Source organism: Streptomyces sp. CB01201, assembly GCF_002803085.1.
Taxonomy (GTDB): domain Bacteria; phylum Actinomycetota; class Actinomycetes; order Streptomycetales; family Streptomycetaceae; genus Streptomyces; species Streptomyces hundungensis.
On the sequence record NZ_NNBJ01000002.1, the window covers coordinates 519,911 to 540,198 of the forward strand.

Below are 20,288 nucleotides of genomic sequence, written 5' to 3' on the forward strand. Positions count from 1 at the left end.
ATGGCAACCCGCGCCGTCGCCCGCCGACAGTCCGCCACCGGCGGTTCAGAATCGGGAAGCAGGGTCCGCGCAGTCAGCGGTGAGATCGCCGACCGCGACCTGGTCGGTATGTACCTCGACGAAATCGCGCGTACGCCGCTGCTCGATGCCGCCAAGGAGGTCGAGCTCTCCCAGACCATCGAGGCCGGTGTGTACGCACGTCAGATCCTCGACGGCACTGTGACGTCAGCCGCTTGCGCGGCGGGGGAGAGCAAGGCGGCAGGAGCCTCGCGCGAGGAGCTGGAGGCGCTGTACGCCGCCGGTGAGCGCGCCAAGGACCTGTTCATCCGATCCAACCTCCGCCTGGTCGTAGCCGTCGCCCGGCGGTACCCGAGGGCCGGTCTGCCGCTCCTCGACCTCATCCAGGAGGGCAACGCGGGCCTGGTGCGCGCGGTCGAGAAGTTCGACTACGCCAAGGGCTTCAAGTTCTCCACGTACGCCACCTGGTGGATCCGCCAGGCCATCACCCGCTCCATCGCCGATCAGTCCCGCACCATCCGGCTGCCCGTGCACCTGGTGGAGGAGCTGGGCCGCATCCGCCGGGTCCAGCGCGAGTTCAACCGGGAGAACGGGCGCGACCCCGAGCACACGGAGATCGCCGCCGAGCTGGGCTCCACGCCCGAGCGCGTCGGTGACGTGCTGGACTGGGCGCGTGACCCGGTCTCGCTCAACATGCCGGTCGACGACCAGGGCGAGACCCAGTTCGGCGACCTCCTGGAGGACACCTCCGCCGTCTCGCCCGAGCAGTCCGTGCTGACGCTGCTGCGCAGCGAGGAGCTGGACGACCTGATCGGCAAGCTCGACCAGCGCACCGCCTCGATCATCAAGATGCGTTACGGCATCGACGACGGTCGGGAGCGTACGCTGACAGAGGTGGGCAAGGAACACGGTCTGACCCGCGAGAGGATTCGTCAGATCGAGAAGCACGCCTTGCTCGAACTGAAGAAGATGGCCCGCGACACGGGCTTCGACGCGGCGGCCTAGGCCTCCGCCCCCAAGACGAGCTCCGGCACCCTCCCCCCCCTGGTGCTGGGGCTCCCGGCCCCGGCACCTTCCCCCCTGGTGTCGGGGCCCCTCTCTTTTCCGGTCCGGCCCCTCCGGCATTCCGGTCCCGCGCCGCTCACTCCTCGCCGGCGCCCGCGGTGGCCCGGGTGAGGCGCTCGCCCAGCTCGTGCAGATAGCCCGTCATGGCGGGCGGCCCGTTGACGGTGAACTCGCAGTCGACCAGGGCGAGCCGCAGCGCCACCCACTCCAGCGAGTCGGTGCACGAGGTGCGCAGGCGGCAGCGCCCTGCGTCCAGGGGCTCGGGCGCGCCGAGCGTCGAGGGCAGGCGGGCGGTCACGAAGTCGGCCGGCGCCTCGAAGGTGACGTCCACGTCCAGGACGGGCTGGAGCCGGTTCATGGAGGTGCGCACGAACTCCGCCGCGTTCGCCTCGGGCAGCTCGCGCGGCGCGAAGCGGGCGCCGGTCGCGAACGGCTCGGCGACCCGGTCGACCCGGAACGTACGCCAGTCCCCGCGTTCCACGTCGTACGCCACCAGGTACCACCGGCGCCCCGTCGACACCAGGCGGTACGGCTCGACCAGGCGCTTGGTGGCGGTGCCGTCGCCCGAGACATAGCCGAAGCGCAGCCGCTCCTCGCCGGTGACGGCGGAGGCGAGCGTGGTCAGGGTGCGCGGGTCCACCGTGGCGCCGTCCCCGCGCCAGGGCCCGGCCAGCGGCATCGTGGCCGCCTGGAGGCTGGCCACGCGGTGGCGCAGGCGCGAGGGCAGGACCTGCTCCAGCTTGGCGAGCGCCCGCACCGAGGCCTCGTCCACGCCGTCCACGGCGTGGCCCGCGCCCGCGCGCAGCCCCACCGCGATGGCCACCGCCTCCTCGTCGTCCAGGACCAGCGGCGGCATCGCCTTGCCCGCGACGAGCCGGTAGCCGCCGTCGGCGCCGCGGGCCGCCTGGACGGGATAGCCGAGCTCGCGCAGCCGGTCGATGTCGCGCCGCACCGTGCGCCGCGAGACCCCGAGCCGGTCGGCGAGCTCGCCGCCGGGCCACTCGCGCGGGGTCTGGAGCAGGGAGAGCAGTTGCAGCAGCCGTGCCGGGGTGTCGGTCATGCCATCCAGGATGCCCGGCCAAAGAGGACACGGTCTGTCCTATAGGGGGCCTAACTTTCTTCCCATGACCTCCACACCGACCAGCAGCACCACCCCAGAGACCGCGGCGAGCGCCGCAGCAGACCGCCGCCGGTGGTTCGCCCTGGCCATCGTCATGACCGCGGCCTTCATGGACCTGGTCGACGTCACCATCGTCAACATCGCCATCCCCTCCATCCAGAAGGACACCGGGGCGAGCTTCTCCTCGATCCAGTGGATAACCGCCGGCTACGCGCTCGCGTTCGCCGCGGGCCTGATCACCGGCGGGCGCCTCGGCGACATCCACGGCCGCAAGAAGCTCTTCCTGCTCGGCATCGGCGGCTTCACGCTCGCCTCGGCGCTGTGCGGCTTCGCCGCCAACCCCGAGATGCTCGTCGCCTCCCGCATCCTCCAGGGCGCGATGGCGGCGATGATGGTGCCGCAGGTCCTCTCGATCGTGCACGCCACCTTCCCCGCGCACGAGCGCGGCAAGGTGTTCGGCCTGTTCGGCGCGGTCGTCGGCCTCGGCGCGGTGTCCGGGCCGCTGCTCGGCGCACTGCTCACCGAGTGGAACCTGTTCGGTCTGGAATGGCGCCCGATCTTCCTGATCAACCTGCCGGTCGGCATCGCGGGCCTGATCCTCGGCACCAAGTTCATCAGCGAGTCCAAGGCACCCCGGGCCCTCAGGCTCGACATCGCGGGCGTGGTCCTGGTGACGCTCGGCCTGCTCATGCTCCTCTACCCGCTGACCCGTGGCCGCGAGCTCGGCTGGCCGCTGTGGGGCTACCTCTCGATGGCCGGCAGTGTCGTGGTCTTCGCCGGTCTGATCGCGTACGAGCGGATGAAGGCGCGGCGGGACGGCTCCCCGCTCATCGAGCTGTCGCTGTTCAAGGTGAAGAGCTTCGCCGCGGGCATCGCCGTGCAGGCCACGTTCGGCATCGGGCTCGGCATCTTCTTCCTGGTGTGGACGCTCTACATGCAGATAGGCCTCGGCTGGAGCGCCCTGCGCGCGGGCCTGACCGGCGTGCCCTTCTCGATCGCGGTGTCGGTGGCGGCCGGTCTGTCGGTGCAGAAGCTCGTCCCGCGCTTCGGGCGCAAGGTCCTCCAGGCGGGCGCCCTGACGATGGTCGCCGGACTCCTGATCTACATCTGGGAGGCCGACCACTACGGCATGGCCATCGCCTCCTGGCAGATGGCGCTCCCGCTGGTCGTGATGGGCCTCGGCATGGGCCTCATCGTCGCCCCGCTCACCGACGCGGTGCTCTCCGAGGTCCCCAAGGAGCACTCGGGTTCGGCCTCCGGCCTGATCAACACCGTGCAGCAGATGGGCAACGCGCTCGGGCTCGGGCTGGTGTCGGTGGTCTTCTTCGGCTCGATCGGCGACGGCCTGGTGCCGCCGCAGTTGAACCAGGCGTTCGTGGACGGCTTCGAGCACTCGCTCTGGTACGTGGCGGGGGTGCTTGCGGTGATCTTCGTGGTGATGTTCGCGCTGCCGGCGCGGCCTCGGCAGCATGTCGAGGGCGGGGTGGACGAGGCCGAGCTGCTCGACCTCACGAAGTCGGCTCAGCCGGTCTGATCCCTCGTGTGTGATGGCCCCGTACCTTCCGAGGTGCGGGGCCATCGGTTTGCCCGGGCCCTGGCGAGGCGTGCCCGGCCCCTTGCGAGCTGAGGGCACCCCACCCCGGCCGGGGCTGCCCGGGACCCCGGTGTGCCTGGGTGGCATGGGCCCCGGACCCTGCTGTGCCCGGGGGCTGCGCCCCGGACCCCGGTCCGTCGGGTGCGGCGGTGCGTGGCTGGTTGCGCAGTTCCCCGCGCCCCTAACCCCCTTTTGGGTGCGGGTCGTGTGTGGCTTTTCGCGCAGTTCCCCGCGCCCCCAAAACCCGTTCTCGGCCTCGGGCCGTGCGGGGCTGGTCGCGCAGTTCCCCGCGCCCCTAAACCCGTCTCGGTCTGCGGGCCGTGGTCGCTTCTCGCGCAGTTCCTCGCGCCCCTGAAGACTCGGTGCCGGCCCGCATGGGCATCTTCAGCCCGTCATGGGGGTCCCCCCTGGCCCTTAAGGCCTTGGGGGAGATTGAGGACGAGCGCCCTTCAGGCGCGAACGGGGTTCGGGGCGGAGCCCCGAGGGGGCCGGGTCGTCGGGCCCGGGTCGGGGGGCTCCCCGGGGGCGGGACCAAAGCCCGTTTGTGTCCGGGTGGTGCCCGAATTGGTTTACATGGCTCCAGGGCGGTCGTACTCTGGCCATGTAACCACCGGTTCGGGCAGGGAAACGGACGTAACCAGACATGTATGCACCGGAGCGCCAGCAGGAAATGCTGCGGATCGCGCGGGAGAGCGGCCGCGTCGACGTGCTCTCGCTCGCCGAGACGTTCCAGGTCACCGCCGAGACCGTACGGCGCGACCTGAAGGCCCTCGACCGGGCCGGTCTGGTCCGCCGGGTGCACGGCGGGGCCATCCCGGCCGGGCGGCTCGACTTCGAGCCCGACCTCGCCGAGCGGGAGTCCACCGCCGCCGACGAGAAGGACCGCATCGTCCACGCCGCGCTCGCCGAACTCCCCGCCGAGGGCAGCGTCGTCCTCGACGCCGGGTCGACCATCGCGCGCCTGGCCGCCGAGCTCCCGCTGGAGAGCGGGCTGACCCTGGTCACGCACGCGCTGCCCGTCGCCGCGCGGCTGGCCGACCACCCCTCCATCGACCTGCACCTCGTCGGCGGCCGGATCCGCCACCGCACCCGGGCCGCGGTCGACGCCTGGGCGCTGCGCGCCTACGGCGAGATCCGCGCCGACGTCGTGTTCCTCGGCACCAACGGGTTCTCCGCCGCCCACGGCCTCACCACCCCCGACCTCGCCGAGGCCGCCGTCAAGCGGGCCGCGATCGGGGCCGCCCGGCGCGTGGTGCTGCTCGCCGACTCCGCCAAGCACGGCCAGGAACACTTCGCCCGCTTCGCGGACATGGCCGACGTGGACCTCCTCATCACCGACAGCGGGCTCGCGCCCGACGACATCGCCGCCATCGAGGCCGCCGGCACGGACGTGATCACCGTATGAACATCCTCACCGTCACCCCCAACCCCAGCCTGGACCGCACCTACGAGGTCCCCGGGCTCGCTCGCGGCGAGGTGCTGCGGGCCACCGGCGAACGCATGGACCCGGGCGGCAAGGGCGTCAACGTCTCGCGCGCCGTCGCCGCGGCCGGACACCGCACGGTCGCCGTCATGCCGCTCGGCGGCGCACCCGGCGCCCTGGTGGCCGAACTGCTCGGCGCCGAGGGCATCGAGGTCGCGCCCGTGCCGGTCGCCGGGCACACCCGCTCCAACATCTCCGTCGCCGAACCCGACGGCACCCTCACGAAGATCAACGCGCCGGGGCCCGAACTGAGCGCCGCCGAAAGCGAGTTGCTGCTCGACACCGTGCGCGAGCACTCCGGCCGGGTCGACTGGATCGCCTGCTGCGGCAGCCTCCCGCGCGGCCTCGCACCCCAGTGGTACGCCGATCTCGTGGCCCGCGCGCACGCCGCGGGTGCCAAGGTCGCCCTCGACACCTCCGGGCCCTCCCTCATCGCCGCGCTGCGCGAACGCCCCGACGTGGTCAAGCCCAACGCCGAGGAGCTCGCCCAGGCCGTCGGCCGCCCCCTCGCCACCATCGGAGACGCGGTCAAGGCAGCTGAAGAAGTACGGGAGTTGGGGGCGGGCGCCGTGCTCGCCAGCCTCGGCGCCGACGGCCAGCTCCTGGTCACCGCCGCCGGCACCTACTTCGCCTCGGCCCCCGTGGCGACCGTACGCAGCAACGTGGGAGCCGGTGACGCCTCGCTCGCCGGGTTCCTCGCGGCGGGCGGCGAAGGGCCCGGCGCGCTCGCCGCGGCCGTCGCGCACGGCGCCGCCGCCGTCCAGCTGCCCGGCAGTGTGATGCCCACCCCCGGTGACCTCGACCCGGCATCCGTGACCGTCACCGACGCCGTACCGCTGGACCGTCCCCTGACGGAGCCGGCGCCATGACCCCGGCCTCGCCGGACCGCCGCCCGACGGAGCCGTCGCGAACCGGCGCCATGACCCCCGCCCGCCCTCACCGCCCGCAAAGGAGCCCGCGATGAGCCAGATGATCAGCGCGGAACTGGTCGACCTCGAACTCGACCGGGCCGCCGACTCCAAGGCAGCCGCCGCCCGTTCGCTCGCCGAGCGGATGGTCGCGCTCGGCCGCGTCACCGACCTCGACGGCTTCCTCGCCGACGTGGCGGCCCGCGAGGCCCAGATGCCCACCGGCCTCGACGGCGGCATCGGCATCCCGCACTGCCGCAGCGCCCATGTCACCGAGCCGACGCTGGCCTTCGGGCGCAGCGCCGCCGGGATCGACTTCGGGGCGCCGGACGGGCCGGCCGACCTCATCTTCCTCATCGCGGCGCCGGCGGGCGCGGACGACGCCCACCTCTCCATCCTGTCCAACCTGGCCCGCCAGCTGATGGACGGCGACTTCACCGCGGCACTGCGCGCCGCGAAGACGGCCGGCGAGGCGGCGGCCCTGATCGGCGGCGAGGAGGCGGCCACCCCGGACACGTCCACCCCGGACACGGCACCGCAGGCACCGCAGGAGGCCGCCCCGCAGGCCCCCGCGCCCGCAGCCGCGGACCGGCCCTTCCGGATCGTGGCCGTCACCTCCTGTCCGACCGGCATCGCCCACACCTACATGGCGGCCGAGTCCCTGGAGCGGGCCGGGCGCGCCGAGGGTGTCGAGGTCAGCGTCGAGACGCAGGGCTCGTCCGGGTTCACCCGGCTCGACCCGGACGTCATCGCGGCGGCCGACGGCGTGATCTTCGCGCACGACGTACCCGTACGCGACAAGGAGCGCTTCGCCGGGAAGGCCACGGTCGACGTCGGCGTCAAGGCCGGGGTCAACCGGCCCGCCGAGCTGATCGCCGAGGTCCGCGACAAGGCCGCCCGCGGCGAGATCACCGAGTCGGGCGCCAAGCCGTCTCCCGTGGAGGCGGCCGGCGAGCCCGGCGAGGGATACGGCACCAAGCTGCGCAAGTGGCTGATGTCCGGCGTCAGTTACATGGTTCCGTTCGTCGCGGCGGGCGGACTGCTCATCGCGCTCGGCTTCGCCCTCGGCGGCTACAAGGTCAGCGACGCGCCCTCGGTCATGGACCACTTCCTGTGGACGGACACGAGCAGCTGGGGCGCGCTGCTCTTCCAGGTCGGCGGCGTCGCCTTCAAGTTCCTCGTCCCGGTCCTGGCCGGGTACATCGCGTACGGAATGGCCGACCGGCCGGGTCTGGTGCCGGGCTTCGTCGGCGGCGCGATCGCCCTCGACATCAAGGCCGGCTTCCTCGGCGGCCTCGCGGCCGGTCTGATCGCGGGCGCCGTGGTGATGGCGATCCAGAAGGTGAAGATCCCCGTCTCGCTGCGCGGCATCATGCCGGTCGTGGTGATCCCGCTGATCTCCTCGGCGGTGGTCGGCTTCCTGATGTTCCTCGTCATCGGCGAGCCGATCTCCAAACTCCAGTCCGCGCTGACCAGTTGGCTCAACGGGCTCAACGGCGCCAACGTGATCGTCCTCGGTGTGATCCTCGGCCTCATGATGTGCTTCGACCTGGGCGGCCCGCTCAACAAGGTGGCCTACACCTTCGCGATCGGCGGGCTCGCGGACGGCACCGCGGGCAGCTTCAAGGTGATGGCGGCCGTGATGGCCGCGGGCATGATCCCGCCGCTGTCGATGGCCCTGGCCACGACCGTGCGGGGCCGCCTGTTCACCCGCACCGAGCGCGAGAACGGCAAGGCGGCCTGGGTGCTCGGGGCCTCCTTCGTCACCGAGGGCGCGATCCCGTTCGCCGCGGTCGACCCGCTGCGGGTCATCCCCTCCGCGATGGCGGGCGGCGCGGTCACCGGCGCCCTGTCGATGGCCTTCGGCTGCACGCTGCGGGCCCCGCACGGCGGAATCTTCGTGGTCCCGCTGATCGGCAACGCCCTGCTGTACCTGGTCGCCATCGCGGCCGGCACGGTGGTCAGCGCGGCCCTGGTCGTCCTGCTCAAGGGCCTGCGCAAGCAGCGGCCGGAGCCGGAGGACGCGGCGATCGGCTCCGCCGAGAAGCGGGAGGTGGCGGTGGTCGCCTGAGACGCTGCCCCGCACGCCCTCCCGCACGGGACGCCCGGCCCTCAGGGGGCCGGGCGTCTTCGGCTGTCATGACGTGACATGTACCACTTGAGGACCAAAGTCCCTTCAGGCCCTGCCGCAAGTCCCGGGCGGTGTTGTCTACTGGGGCGCGTGGCTCAGAACATCACGATCATTCAGCAGATAGGCCTTTCCGTCCTCGCTGCGGCGAGTGTCGCCTGGGTCGTCGGTCTTGTCCGCATACTGCGCCGGGAGCGCGCCGACCGGGCCGAATGGCATGCGCTGCGCGGACTGCGCGCGGTGGGCCGCCAGGCCGGGCCGCCCGCCCGGGAGGCGGTGGCCCTCACCGAGGCCGAGCGGGACGCCTTCGCGGGCCTGATCCGCCAGCTCGACCCGCGCAGTTCCTGAACCGTCCCGCACCCGCTTCCCCGGCCCTGCGCCCAGACCCCGCGCGGGGCTCAACCCACGTGTGCGCGGCGCTTCATGGCGGCTCGGGCCGCCTGCTCGGTGGCGTACACCTCGCACATGTGGCGGCCGTCCGGCGTCGCCGTGTGCTCGACCTCCCACAGGCTCAGCTCGCCGCCGTCCAGCAGCCGGAACGCGTGCTCGTACAGCGTGAACGCGGCGTCGCGGCCGCCCGTGCGGCAGTGCCGGCCGAAGGCCTGGGTGATGCGGTGCCCGTGCGCGGACCGCAGCCGCAGCGCGACGCGCTCGCCGGGCCGGTCCGGGTTCTCGGCGCGGCGCAGCAGCCGGCGCGCGTGGTCCGCAGAGTCGTCGTGGGCGTACGGGGCGCGGCCGGAGGGCGGAGCGGCGTGGTCCCGGCCGATGACGGCGTCGGGGCCGAGCCCGGCCTCCCAGCCGCCGGCTAAGCCCTCGACGTCCTGTCGGGGCTCGCAGGGGCCCCCGATGCCGAGCCCGATGCCGTTCAGCTCGGTGACCAGGGCCTCCAGTTCGTCGTCCGCGCCGGTCGCCGGGAGCGCCTTGCGGCGCAGCCGGGCGGCGGCCAGACGGGCCTCGTCCTCGTTCGCGTACACCTCGTGCGTGTACACCCGGCCGTCGTGGTGGGTCAGCTCCCACAGGGTGACGGTGCTGCCGTCCAGGAGCAGATAACAGTGCCGCCACGTCTCGCGGCTCAGCCGGTGGCCGCCCGCCCCCGCCGCCGAGGTGTGCAGCGAGGAGTGGAGCGAGGTGGTGTGGGCCATCGCCAGGTCGAGGCGCTCGACGAGTTCGTCCGGCAGATCGAAGGAGTTCAGGGCCCGCCCCAGAAGTGCGGCCAGCTGATCCTGGGCCGATTCCTCGTGGGGGCCGCGCTCGCCGTCGAGCGGGTGGGGCACATGGAGCACCAAGGCTTCTCCTGGCCGTCGCTGTTGGTCACGTAGAAGGTGCTCAACGTAGCCCCTGAGGGCGTTCCGCGCAGCGGGCATGGCCGAAACTTTTCCGGCCGGCAGCCCACATATGGGTTACCGGCCGGTGAAGTTCCTTCAAAAGAAGGGGAGTTGGTCAGGAGGTGCTGTCCGCCGTCCACTGAGCCCACGGCAGGTTCCAGCCGTTGAGGCCGTTGTCCGGGGCGATGGTCTTGTCGGGCGAGCCCTTCACGACGACGACGTCGCCGATCATGCTGTGGTCGAACATCCACTTGGCCGAGGTGTCACCCGCGGCACCCTTCACGTCCCGCATGCCGACGCAGCCGTGGCTGGTGCCCTCGTTGCCGAACACCGACGGGTCGCCCCAGTAGTTGCCGTGGATGAAGGTGCCCGAGGTGGACAGGCGCATCGCGTGCGGCACGTCCTTGATGTCGTACTCGCCGCCGAAGCCCACGCTGTCGCCGTTCATGCGGGTCTGCGTGAACTTCTCGGAGATCACCATCTGCCCGTTGTACGTGGGGTGTTCGGCGCTTCCGGTGGAGACCGGGATCGTCTTGATGGTCTTGCCGTCCTGCTGGACGGTCATCTCCTGCGTCTTCACGTCGACGGTGGAGACCTGGTTGCGGCCGATGGTGAAGGTGACGTTCTTCTTCTGCACGCCGTAGACGCCCTTGGCGCCCTCGACCTTGTCCAGGTCGATCTTCATCGTCACCTTGGACCCGGCCTTCCAGTACTGCTCCGGGCGGAAGTCCAGGCGCTGGGAGTTGAACCAGTGCCCGACGACCTGCTGCCCGCTGCTGCTGGTCACCGTGATGTGGGAGAGGACGTCCTTCTTGTTGGTGATCGCCTTGTTGAAGGTGAACGACACCGGCATGCCGACGCCGACCGTGGAGCCGTCGTCGGGGGTGTAGGTGCCGATGAAGCTGTCCTTGGCGGAGACGGTGGTGAACTGCGAGTTCTCCGTCGCGGCCCGGCCCTTGTCGTCCTTGCCGTTCGCGGCGATCTTGTACTGGGTGCCGCGCTCGACCTTGCCGGTCGGCTTCCAGGACAGGCCGTCGGCGGCGAGCGTGCCGGGCACGACCTTGCCGCCCTGCGCCTCGGTCATCGTCACGTCGGAGAGCTTGCCGCCCTCGGCCTTGACGGTGACGTCGTTGATGGAGGCGTTGGTGGAGCCGTCCTTCGCCGAGATGGTGATCTTCAGCGTGGAGGCGTCCTTGGCGGCCGAGGCGTCGGCGCCCTTGCCGCTCTGGCCGCTCTTGCCGTCGTCGTTGGCCTTGGCGTCGCCGCCGCAGGCGGTCAGCGCGAGCGCGCCGACCAGCAGGCCGGCCGCTGCCGCGACGAGGCGGACACGACGCCGGGCGAGCGGACGCGCGGTGCGCGGGGTGCTGAACTGCTGAGGCTGCGCTGCGTTGTCCGACGCCGGCGGTGTCACGGGCTGCTCCATGTCTGCGTTATGTACTGCGAATTGAATCCAGTACGGGCATAGAGAACCCAAATGGGCCAACCGGTTGCGAGATTCAAATGTGACGGCCGTCACAATGAAGGGTTTCGGGGGCTCAACTCCCGTACAGATCCTGATAAGAAGGGAATGTCCCCCCGGGCCCGTCGATGCTCTCGGCCGCCCGCACGCCCCTCGCGATCGCCCGCGCGACGACGTCCGCCCCGGCGGCCAGGACGTGGTTCAACTCCAGGGCGCCGAGCGGGCCGTCCGCGGGGTCGCCGTGCGCCCCGGTCGCCAGGGCGAACACGGTGTCCCCGTCGTGCATCAGATGGACGGGGCGCAGGGCGCGGGCCAGGCCGTCGTGCGAGGTCCCGGCGAGCTTCTGCGCCTGCGGCCGGCTGAGCGGGGCGTCGGTGGCCACGACGGCGAGGGTGGTGTTGAGGGGAGGGATCCCCATCCGCCCGCGGGACCGGGCGATCTGCTCCTGGGCGGCCAAGTGCACGTCCGTGGGCGGGAGTTGGAGGCCACTCTCTCCGTACTCCCCGTACAGCACCCCGGTGTGCGGGTCGATCGCCGAGCCGAGGGCGTTGACGACGGCCAGCGCCGCGACCGTCGCCCCCGAGGCGAGCCGGACGCTCGCCGTGCCGACGCCGCCCTTGACGCCGCCGACCACCGCGCCCGTCCCGGCCCCGACATTGCCCTCGGCGACCTCGGTCCCGGCGGCCCCGGCCGCCTCCGCCGCGGCCCGGCCGACGTCCGCGTCGGGCCTGGGCCGCCAGTCGCCGCCGCGCCCCAGGTCGAACACGCAGGCCGCGGGCACGACGGGCACGACGTGGTGCGGCTCGGGCCCCACGCGTACGCCGCGGCCCTGCTCCTCCAGCCAGGCCATGACGCCGGTTGCCGCGTCCAGCCCGAACGCGCTGCCGCCCGTGAGGACCACGGCGTCGATCCGCTCGACGACGTTCCGCGGATCGAGCGCGTCGGTCTCACGGGTGCCGGGGCCGCCCCCGCGCACGTCGACGGCGGCGACCGCGCCGCCGGGCGGGGCGAGCACGACGGTCGTACCGCTCAGCGCGCCGGGCCCGGCGACGGCGGCGTGGCCGACGCGAAAGCCGGGCACGTCCGTGAGGGAGTTGTTCGTGGGTGCGGGGTTCGTCATGGGGCCATCCCTACCCCGCCGCGACCCCCGATGCCGGCGGTGCGGGGCCGGGCTATGCCTTGAGCCCGGTTACGAAGGTCGCCCAGGCGGCGGGGGTGGTGGTCATGGTGGGGCCGCCCTGCGGGCCGTGCTTGCTGTCGCGTATGGGGACGATGCCGGTCGCTGCCGCGTAAGTGGGCTCCCATTCCAGGCAGTTGCCGCCCTCGGGGCCGCTGTGGCTGGACCTGACCCACTTGGTGGGGGTGTGGTTGTTCACGTCAGCTTCTCCATCTGCGCCTGGATGAGTTGCATGCTCTGCCGTCTGCTGAGGGCTTCACCCGTGATCTCGTCGTAGGCGTGCTCAGCCCTTCGGACATGTTCCGGATCGTCGATGATTCCCGCCGTACGGTATGCCTCGACACAGACCAAGGTCACATGGTTTGGGGTCGTCAGAAAGCTGGCCGAGCCTTCCAGCAGCAGATGGGCCTCGGCGTCCAGGGGCAACACGCGCACGCTGGTGGTGGGCCGAGCGGCCTGAGCCAGGAGAGCCGCGAACTGGGCCCTCATGACCTCCCGAGGGGCCAGTCGTCGTCGGAGCACCGATTCGCACAGCACCACACGCAGTACCGGCGGCGCGGCTCCGTTCAGTACTTCCTGCCGGGCCATGCGCAGATGGACGGACTTGGCGATCTCGGTGTCGCTTGCCCTCGGGTCACCCTTGCGCAGGATGGCGCGCGCGTACCCGGCGGTCTGAAGCAGTCCTGGAACGACCGTCTGGGACCACTCCCGCACTTCGATGGCGGTCCGCTCGATCGCCATGCGGCGCTGATACAGGACGGGGAAGGTGGAGGCCATTGCCTCCTCGTACAGGCGCTTGAACCGTCCGTCGGTTCCGAACAGCCGGTCAAGGGCGGCCGGAAGCTCGTCGGGAATGCGCCCTGTTCCTGACTCGACTCGGCTGATGGTGCTCTTGGAAGTGCGGGTGAGCCGGCCGACTTCCGTCTGCGTGAGCGCGCTGTCCGAGTACAGCTCCCGAGCGCTCTTCAGTTCCTCGGCAAAACACCGACGCGCATCTTGGCTTTCCGACTCGTGCTCAGCAGTCATCCCGTCCCCGTTCCCATGGTCATGGGCGCCGCCGTCAACATCGCCTCAACACAGGTCAGTTGTGCAGGCATATGCCCTCGCGACCAAATGCCTGGTCGGGCGCTGGAACGCTTCAGATGGTAGCGGCGACGGTGTGACTCTGCTGCATGGAAGGGAAGTTGAGCGCGCGGGAAGGCGGGCGACATGAAGCAGGGACGGTACGCGGTCGACATGGACACGGGCAGGGTCGGGGAAATCGTCAGCCGGCACGCCGGATCCGTGTTGCTGCGGCCACCCGGCGGCGGCAGGGAATGGGCCGTGGCCCCGGACCGGCTTCGGCCGCTCACCGAGCCCGAACGTCGGCGGGCCGAGATCTACGGCACCCCGGTCGGGGGTGAGCGCTGATGTGGGCCGTGCAGCCCTCGGCGAGTCTGGACGCGTGGCTGTACCAGGCCGACCCCGTGGCGGGGTGCGACGGCTGCGCGCGGGCCATGCGGCGGCTCGCCGGGGCGGAGAGGGCGGGCGATCAGACGGGGCGGTACGAGGCATCTCGGGATGTGCGGGCGCACCCGGACCACCCGGCGGGGCCGAGCCGCGCGGGGGAGAGGTGAGCGCCGCCGGATTCCTGTCGCAGGAGGAGTCGGCGGCCGCGCTGTACCGCCTGGCGCTGGCCATCGCGGAGGAGCACGGGGCACATGTCCCCGACACGGCGATGACGGTGGGCCCGTATGCGTTCATGGCGGAGCTCAGGCGGCTGGGCTGGTCCCAGAACCTGCCTGCGCGCAGGAGGCCCTCCGCCCGGCCGCCCGTTTGACGTCGGCCGGTTTCACGGCCGGGCGGTGGCGGGCCCTGGGATCTCGGGGCGGGCGCGGTTCAGGGTCCAGCCGACCGCGACCGTCAGGGCGGCCACCGCCCCCGCCAGGGGGACCGCCGTGTGGCCCGCGAACGTGCACGCCAGGATCGCCAACGCCGAGATGGGCAGCACTAGTTGCTGGGACGTGCCGCGCTTGAAGTGGCGGGAGTGCAGGAGCCACACCGTCAGCAGGAACAGGGCCGCCGGGACCGTCACGGCGGCCGCGCCCGCGTTCGCCGAGATGTGGGCCTTGCCGACCGTCTGCTCGATCGCGACCTCCATGCCCGCGCCGATCGCCGCCGCCGACGCGAGGACCGCGAAGTGGCCGTAACCCCACGCGAACGCCTGCCGGTTGGAGGTGAGGTGGTTGTGGATGGGGACCGCGAAGTAGATCCACCAGGCCGCGAACACGATGAGCAGGCCGCCCGCCGCGAGCGGCAGCAGGTCGCCGAGTTCGTCGTGCTCGTCCAGCGCCTCCTGTACGGCGATGGTGGCCGCCGACACCGTCTCGCCGAGCACGATCAGGGTGAACAGGCCGTACCGCTCGGCGATGTGGTGCGGATGCCAGCTCGTGGAGTGGTCGCGCTCGGCGAAGAGCGGCACGCTCAGCTCGGCGAGGGCGAGCAGCGGGAACAGCCACGCGCGGGACGAGTCCGGCACGAACAGCATGACGACCCAGCCGACTTGGCACACCACGAGCCCGGCCGCGTACCGCAGGCACACCCGGCGCTCGGCCGGGTCCCCGCAGCTGTACGCGGCCCGCAGCCACTGGCTGGTCAGCGCGAGCCGCATCACGATGTAGCCGATGACGCCGATCGTGAAGTCGCCGTCGTCGAACGCGCGCGGTACGCCCGCCGCGAGGATCAGGACGCCGGTGATCTGGATCAGGGTCACCACGCGGTACAGGGCGTCGTCGGTGTCGTAGGCGGAGGCGAACCACGAGAAGTTCATCCAGGCCCACCAGATCGCGAAGAACACGGCGGCGTACCCGGCCAGGCCCGCTCCCACGTGGCCCTCGGCCAGGGAGTGGACGAGGCGGGCACCGGCCTGGGCGACGGCGACGACGAAACACAGGTCGAAGAACAGTTCCAGCGGGGTCGAGGCGCGGTGGTCCTCGTGGCGGCTGCGTGCGGTCATGCGGGGCATGCGCACAGCACAGCAGACGGGCGGGTGCGCTAGGCGGCCAACACTTCCGGGCGTACGGATTCGTACCGGTTCAGCACAAGGCGCGCGAGCAGCGGGTGATCGGCGATCGGGGTCGATACGGCGTGCACGCCGGGGGTCGTCTCGCGGATCGCGTCGAGCGCGTGGGTGAAGCGGCCCGGGGCCAGGAGGTGGGTGGCGATCGTGATCCGCCGGAACCCGGCGCGGTGCAGCTGTTCGACGCGGTCGCGGACGCTGGGATGTGCGGCGGAGCAGTACGCGTCGAGTACCGGGATGTCGGGGTGGGCCGCGCTCAACTCCCGTGTCACGGCCCGGGTTCCGTCGTTTCCGTGCGGGCGGGTCGAGCCCGCGCCCGCGACGACGATCGCGTCGCCGGGGCCGCCGGCCGCGAGCAGCCGGTCGTGCACGGCTCGGGCCACGTCGGGCTCGCCCGCGAGTCCGGCGGTGACGGTGCAGTGGAAGCGGCGGGCGACGGCGGGGACGTCCACGCGGCGGTGGTAGCCCTCGCCGAGGAGGAGCGGCACGACCACGGCGCCGGGGTTCTTCGCGAGGACGTCGGCGAGGCTGGGGCGCTGCACGTCCAGGTGTGCGATCAGGGCGGGCCGGTCCAGTGCCCTCACCAGACGGGCGATGGTGGCGCCCGCGCCCGGGGCGGAGCTGCCGTGTACGGCGATCACGAGCATCGCGGGCCTCCCGGGGGGTGGGTGGTGGGGTGCCGGGGTGGTGTCGTGGCACCCCGGCGTCTCCACGCTAGCGCGGGGCGGGGTTGGGCGGGGCCCGCCAAAGTCCCCTGGTGGGGGGCCTTTGGGCTCGGCGCCCTGGGGCTCGGCTCCCTGGGGCTCCGCCCCAGACCCCGGGAGTCGCCCCACCCCGCCCCTTCCCGCAACCCTCCGGGGGTTGAAGGACCCTGGGGGCTCCGCCCCCAGACCCCCGTTCGCGCCTTAAGGGCGCTCGTCCTCAAACTCCCCCAAGGCCTTAAGGGCCAGGGGGGGGACCCCCATGACGGGCTGAGGATGCCCCAGCACCCGGCGCTGCCAGGGGCGCGGGGAACTGCGCGAACGGCCACGTGCGACGGACGGACGAAAACGGGGTTCAGGGGCGCGGGGAACTGCGCGAAACGGGGTCTGGGGCGGAGCCCCGGCAGCTGCCGGTCCGTAGCCGGAAGGGGCCGGGGGTTCCCCGGGGGTGGGGAAGCCGCGCAGAGTGGGGGTATGACCACACCCGTGCAGCAGCTCCGCGACCTCGCCCGCACCCGCGCCTCCCTCGGCGGTGAGGAGGTCACCTACTGGTGGTCGGGGGACGTGTACTCCTGGGCCCCGGACGAGCCGTACACGCGGCTCTTCGGGTTCGAGGGGGTCAACGTCGCCCGCCTCGTCCGGGACGAGGAGGCAGGCCCGGACGCGTATCAACTGCTCACCCGTGAGGCCGCGTTCTACCTCGACCCGGTCAGCCGGGACATCCTGGAGAGCTGGCAGGACCTGCCCGTCGTGCACATCTGGAACGACCCGGCCAACCAGCGCTGGCGCCCCTTCCCGGTGCCGACCACCGAGCTCGGCGGGCAGGTCTGCTTCAGTCTGGAGATCCCGCTCGCCTACCCCTCGCCGCTGCCCGTCGCCCAGTACCCGCTGCACTCGGCCGGCGACACCTACAAGGCGCTGGAGCTGTTCCAGTTCTTCGCCGACCGAGCCGACCTCGCGGGCGACGCGGACAGCGTCCCGGCCACCATGTCCTGGACCCGGATGTCGCCGTGGCTGCCCTGGATGGCGCGCGGCCAGCGGCCCGGCGGGCTCACCTACCACTGCCGGGGCCGCAAGCTCGGCTCGTACGAGGAGGTGCCCGAGCGCACCCGTGCGTACATCGCCGCGCACCACCCCGAGTACGCCAACGCCCCGGAGAAGTGGAGCGAGCCCAACGAGACCAGCTGGACCTACTTCCGCAAGCTCAACCCGCCCGCCTAGCGCGTCCCCCACGGCGGGTCCAACCGCCCGCCCCGGGGGGCCACAAGGCCCTGGTGGCGAGGGCTTTTTCCGGGGCTCGGGCGGGCGCGGGCGGTCTAGCGTCGAAGGGGTAGACCGCCAGTCCCCGTCGAGTGGACCTCCGCACCCTCGAAGGGGTAGACCACCCGGTCCCCGGCGTGCGGATCACCAGCACCGCCGAAGGGGCAGGGCCCGAGCCCCCGGAGCGAAGCCATGTCGCAGCCCGCGCAGAATCTCGTGCTGATCGGCCACGGCATGGTCGGCCACCGCCTCCTGGAGGCCCTCGCCGAGCGCGGGGCCCTGGCCCGGCCCGGCGCCCCCGGCTGGCACGTCACCGTCCTCGCCGAGGAGGACGTTCCCGCCTACGACCGCGTCCATCTGTCGTCCGCCTTCACCGGCGCCGACTCCGAGCAACTCGCCCTGTCCGGGGGCGAGTTCATGGAACAGCACGGCATCGACCTGCGGCTCGGCGACCCGGCCGAGGCCGTCGACCCGGCGGCCCGCACGGTCACCACCACCTCCGGCACCGTCGTCCCCTACGACGCGCTCGTCCTGGCCACCGGCTCCTACCCCTTCGTGCCGCCCATCCCCGGCGCGGACGCCACCGGCTGCTTCACCTACCGCACCCTCTACGACGTGGAACAGCTCACCCAGTACGCCGGCGGCGGTGCCCGCACCGGCGTCGTCATCGGCGGCGGGCTGCTCGGCCTGGAGGCCGCCGGTGCGCTGCGCACCCTCGGCCTGAGCACGCACGTCGTCGAATTCGCGCCCCGGCTCATGCCGCTCCAGGTCGACGACGGCGGCGCCGCAGCCCTGCGCACCACCATCGAGTCCATGGGCGTCGCCGTGCACACCGGCGTCGGCGCCCACGAGGTCGAGGTCGACGACACCGGCCGGGTGCGCGAGCTGCGGCTCAGCGACGGCCGCCGCATCGGCGCCGACGTCGTGGTCTTCTCCGCGGGGGTGCGCCCCCGCGACCGCCTCGCCCGCGAGTGCGGGCTCGCCGTCGGCGACCGGGGCGGCGTGGCCGTCGACGCGCACTGCCGCACCACCGACCCGTACATCTACGCCATCGGCGAGTGCGCCCAGACCGTCGACGGCCGTGTGTACGGTCTGGTCGCGCCCGGCTACCAGATGGCCGAGACGGTCGCCGAGCGCCTCGCGGGCGGCGGGGACCTCACCTTCACCGGCGCCGACACCTCCACCAAGCTCAAGCTGATGGGCGCCGACGTCGCCTCGTTCGGCGACCCCTTCGCCACCTCCGGGAGCGGCGCCGTGGAGGTGCTCTTCTCCGACGGGCGCGAGGGCGTCTACAAGAAGCTGCTGCTCGGTCCGGACGGCCGTCTCCTCGGCGGCATCCTGGTCGGCGACGCCGCCGCGTACGGCTCGCTCCAGCCGCACACCGGACGCCAACTCCCGGGACCCGCTTCGGCGTTCATCGCCCCGGCCGGCGGTGAGGCGCCCGGCGCCGACGCGCTGCCCGACGACGCCGTCGTCTGCTCCTGCCACAACGTCACCAAGGGCCGGGTGCGCGACGCCGTCGCCGAACACGGGCTCACCGACATCGGCGGCATCAAGCGGTGCACCAAGGCCGGGACCGGCTGCGGCGGCTGCCTCGGCTCGCTCCAGGCCGTCCTCGACGCCGAACTCGCCGCCGCCGGCGTCGTGAAGGCGCGCGGCCTGTGCGAACACTTCGAGCTGTCCCGCTCCGAGATCTACGCCGTCGTGAAGGACGAACACATCCGCTCCTTCAGCGAGTTGATGGAGCGTCACGGCAGGGGAGGGGACGGCTGCACCGTCTGCAAGCCCGTCGTCGGCAACGTGCTGGGCACCCTCGCCCCCGAACTCGGCATCGGCCACGTCCTCGACGGCGAGCAGGCCACCCTCCAGGACTCCAACGACCTCTTCCTCGCCAACCTCCAGAAGGACGGCACCTACTCCGTCATCCCGCGCGTCCCCGGCGGCGAGGTCACCCCCGAGCAGGTCATCGCGCTCGGCGAGGTCGCCCGCGACTACGGCCTCTACACCAAGATCACCGGCGCCCAGCGGATCGGCCTCTTCGGCGCCCGCGCCGACCAGCTCCCCGACATCTGGCGCCGCCTCGGCACGGCCGGCTTCGAGTCCGGGCAGGCGTACGGAAAGTCGCTGCGGGCCGTCAAGTCCTGTGTGGGCGCCCGGTTCTGCCGCTTCGGGCAGGGCGACTCGATCCAGCTCGCCATCGACCTGGAGAACCGCTACCGGGGCCTGCGCACCCCGCACAAGTTCAAGGGCGGCGTCTCCGGCTGCCTGCGCGAATGCGCCGAGGCACGCGGCAAGGACATCGGCGTCATCGCCACCGCCGGCGGCTGGAACCTGTACGTCTGCGGCAACGGCGGCGCCCAGCCCCGCCACGCCGATCTGCTCGCCTCCGACCTGTCCACCGCCGACCTCTTCAGGACGATCGACCGGTTCCTCATGTACTACGTGCGCACCGCCGAACGCCTGGAGCGCACCGCCGCCTGGATCGAGCGCATCGACGGCGGGCTCGACCACCTCAAGGACGTCCTGCTCGCCGACTCCCTCGGCATCTGCGACGAGCTCGAAGCCCAGATGGACCGCCATGTCGCCGCGTACCGCGACGAATGGGCCGCCGTCCTCGCCGACCCCGCCGCCCTCGACCGCTTCGGCCATGTCGACTTCGGCGCCCACGAGGACCTCGAACCCGGCCGGGGCCGTCCCGCCAGGCTCCCCGACGGCGGCGAGGCGGCCCTGTTCAAGTCCCCCACGGGCCAGGTGTACGCGGTCTCCAACCGCGACCCGTTCTCCGGCGCCGACGTCATCGCGGGCGGCATCATGGGCAGCCGCGACGGCGTTCCCGTCGTCGCCTCGCCCATGCACAAGCAGGAGTTCGACCTGCGCACCGGCCAGTGCCTGGACGACCCGGACGTCCGCCTCCCCGTCGTCGACCTCGCCGACGTCCCCGCGACCCGGTTCTAGCGCGGCCCGGGGCACCGGCCGGGTGGTACGCGCGCGG

Annotated in this window: 18 protein-coding genes; 10 read left to right on the forward strand and 8 right to left on the reverse strand. The window is 72.3% G+C overall.

The annotated features are described in order from the left end of the window. Window positions 1–1,023, forward strand: a complete 1,023-nt coding sequence (locus CG740_RS06900; protein ID WP_100574048.1) for a sigma-70 family RNA polymerase sigma factor — start codon at window positions 1–3, stop codon at window positions 1,021–1,023. Window positions 1,024–1,159: 136 nt separating this feature from the next. On the opposite strand, the gene CG740_RS06905 is transcribed toward CG740_RS06900, so the two are convergent. Continuing rightward, on the reverse strand, window positions 1,160–2,143 hold the full coding sequence (locus CG740_RS06905; protein ID WP_100574049.1) for a helix-turn-helix transcriptional regulator: 984 nt from the start codon (window positions 2,141–2,143) through the stop codon (window positions 1,160–1,162). Window positions 2,144–2,207: 64 nt separating this feature from the next. Between CG740_RS06905 and CG740_RS06910 the strand changes: the two genes are divergently transcribed. The 5 genes from CG740_RS06910 (at window position 2,208) to CG740_RS06930 (ending at window position 8,664) form a co-directional block, all read left to right on the forward strand. Then, on the forward strand, window positions 2,208–3,737 hold the full coding sequence (locus CG740_RS06910; RefSeq protein ID WP_100574050.1) for an MFS transporter: 1,530 nt from the start codon (window positions 2,208–2,210) through the stop codon (window positions 3,735–3,737). A gap of 703 nt (window positions 3,738–4,440) precedes the next feature. Further along, complete coding sequence (locus CG740_RS06915; protein ID WP_100574051.1) at window positions 4,441–5,202, forward strand: DeoR/GlpR family DNA-binding transcription regulator; 762 nt, start codon at window positions 4,441–4,443, stop codon at window positions 5,200–5,202. Next, complete coding sequence (gene pfkB / locus CG740_RS06920; protein WP_100574052.1) at window positions 5,199–6,149, forward strand: 1-phosphofructokinase; 951 nt, start codon at window positions 5,199–5,201, stop codon at window positions 6,147–6,149. Before CG740_RS06915 ends, pfkB begins: the two co-directional genes overlap by 4 nt. A 91-nt stretch (window positions 6,150–6,240) precedes the next feature. Further along, window positions 6,241–8,259, forward strand: a complete 2,019-nt coding sequence (locus CG740_RS06925; protein ID WP_100574053.1) for a PTS fructose transporter subunit IIABC — start codon at window positions 6,241–6,243, stop codon at window positions 8,257–8,259. A gap of 150 nt (window positions 8,260–8,409) precedes the next feature. Next, on the forward strand, window positions 8,410–8,664 hold the full coding sequence (locus CG740_RS06930) for a hypothetical protein (RefSeq protein ID WP_100574054.1): 255 nt from the start codon (window positions 8,410–8,412) through the stop codon (window positions 8,662–8,664). A gap of 50 nt (window positions 8,665–8,714) precedes the next feature. Here CG740_RS06930 and CG740_RS06935 read toward each other — a convergent pair whose 3' ends face one another. The 5 genes from CG740_RS06935 to CG740_RS06955 all read right to left on the reverse strand — a co-directional run bounded on the left by CG740_RS06935 (window position 8,715) and on the right by CG740_RS06955 (window position 13,303). Next, window positions 8,715–9,590, reverse strand: a complete 876-nt coding sequence (locus CG740_RS06935) for a DUF6227 family protein (RefSeq protein ID WP_267895395.1) — start codon at window positions 9,588–9,590, stop codon at window positions 8,715–8,717. A gap of 166 nt (window positions 9,591–9,756) precedes the next feature. Next, window positions 9,757–11,064: a L,D-transpeptidase gene (locus tag CG740_RS06940; RefSeq protein ID WP_100574055.1), complete on the reverse strand. Its 1,308-nt coding sequence runs from the start codon at window positions 11,062–11,064 to the stop codon at window positions 9,757–9,759. 112 nt (window positions 11,065–11,176) lie between these two features. Next, window positions 11,177–12,220, reverse strand: coding sequence for a P1 family peptidase (locus CG740_RS06945; RefSeq protein ID WP_100574056.1), 1,044 nt, complete (start codon window positions 12,218–12,220; stop codon window positions 11,177–11,179). Window positions 12,221–12,272: 52 nt separating this feature from the next. Next, window positions 12,273–12,476 (reverse strand): DUF397 domain-containing protein, encoded by a 204-nt coding sequence (locus tag CG740_RS06950; RefSeq protein WP_100574057.1) that lies wholly within the window; start codon window positions 12,474–12,476, stop codon window positions 12,273–12,275. Continuing rightward, on the reverse strand, window positions 12,473–13,303 hold the full coding sequence (locus tag CG740_RS06955; RefSeq protein WP_100574058.1) for a helix-turn-helix domain-containing protein: 831 nt from the start codon (window positions 13,301–13,303) through the stop codon (window positions 12,473–12,475). Before CG740_RS06955 ends, CG740_RS06950 begins: the two co-directional genes overlap by 4 nt. 183 nt (window positions 13,304–13,486) lie before the next feature. On the opposite strand from CG740_RS06955, the gene CG740_RS06960 reads away from it, so the two are divergent. Further along, on the forward strand, window positions 13,487–13,687 hold the full coding sequence (locus tag CG740_RS06960) for a hypothetical protein (RefSeq protein ID WP_100574059.1): 201 nt from the start codon (window positions 13,487–13,489) through the stop codon (window positions 13,685–13,687). A 202-nt stretch (window positions 13,688–13,889) separates the two neighbouring features. After that, on the forward strand, window positions 13,890–14,096 hold the full coding sequence (locus CG740_RS06970; protein WP_100574061.1) for a hypothetical protein: 207 nt from the start codon (window positions 13,890–13,892) through the stop codon (window positions 14,094–14,096). A gap of 12 nt (window positions 14,097–14,108) precedes the next feature. Here CG740_RS06970 and CG740_RS06975 read toward each other — a convergent pair whose 3' ends face one another. Then, complete coding sequence (locus CG740_RS06975) at window positions 14,109–15,281, reverse strand: low temperature requirement protein A (protein WP_100574062.1); 1,173 nt, start codon at window positions 15,279–15,281, stop codon at window positions 14,109–14,111. A gap of 29 nt (window positions 15,282–15,310) precedes the next feature. Then, window positions 15,311–15,982: a sirohydrochlorin chelatase gene (locus CG740_RS06980; RefSeq protein ID WP_100574063.1), complete on the reverse strand. Its 672-nt coding sequence runs from the start codon at window positions 15,980–15,982 to the stop codon at window positions 15,311–15,313. Between the two features lie 528 nt (window positions 15,983–16,510). Between CG740_RS06980 and CG740_RS06985 the strand changes: the two genes are divergently transcribed. Together CG740_RS06985 and nirB are read left to right on the forward strand one after the other, a co-directional pair. After that, window positions 16,511–17,257 (forward strand): DUF1838 family protein, encoded by a 747-nt coding sequence (locus CG740_RS06985; RefSeq protein ID WP_100574064.1) that lies wholly within the window; start codon window positions 16,511–16,513, stop codon window positions 17,255–17,257. 231 nt (window positions 17,258–17,488) lie between these two features. Next, the gene (nirB, locus tag CG740_RS06990) at window positions 17,489–20,251 is read left to right on the forward strand and encodes a nitrite reductase large subunit NirB (RefSeq protein WP_100574065.1); all 2,763 of its coding nucleotides are present in this window, start codon (window positions 17,489–17,491) and stop codon (window positions 20,249–20,251) included. Window positions 20,252–20,288 lie beyond the last annotated feature (37 nt).